The organism is Vibrio sp. 2033 (assembly GCF_033339735.1).
Window position 1 is genome coordinate 1 of sequence record NZ_JAWOVC010000706.1, and the last position, 546, is coordinate 546.

Genomic DNA, 546 nt, shown 5'->3' on the forward strand with positions numbered 1-546 from the left:
TTTCTTCAAACCAGAAAAGTATGAAGACAACAACCGTTACTCTGTAGGTGCAACTTACACGCTAAACACAGAGTGGACATTCCGCGCAGGCTTGGCTTATGACGAGCAAGCGGGTGAAGCAACATTGAGTATCCCTGATAGTGACCGTATGTGGTACAGCGCGGGTCTAACGTATGCAATGAATGAAAACCTATCGTTTGATGCTGGTTTTGCATTGGTACAAAGTGAGTCGGGCTCTTTCACTGAGACTAACGCAGCCGGTCAAGAAATTAAGTTTGATTCAGAAGGTACGGCATACATCAGTGCAGTACAGATGAACTACACCTTCAAATAATAGGATTCTCGGAGTAACCCAATGAAACATACGTTTAAACTATCACTGCTTTGTTCTGCGATCCTACTTGCAGGTTGTGGCGACAACACATCAAGCTCAGGCACAACAGATAAAGTAACGTTTGAATCGGAAGTTCAAGCATTGCTAGATCGTGGCACTTCAATTAGCTTTACTATCCAAGGTGCAAACGCAGACGTACCTGCCCCTTCTTA

2 protein-coding genes are annotated in these 546 nt (G+C 44.3%); both read left to right on the plus strand.

The genetic code is table 11. The features are described from left to right. Window positions 1–334, plus strand: a 334-nt coding sequence (locus R7P74_RS28625; RefSeq protein ID WP_318124074.1) for a porin, incomplete at its 5' end; no start/stop codon positions are given. Between the two features lie 21 nt (window positions 335–355). Next, window positions 356–546 (plus strand): hypothetical protein (locus R7P74_RS28630; protein ID WP_318124075.1); only part of this gene is annotated, 191 nt, incomplete at its 3' end.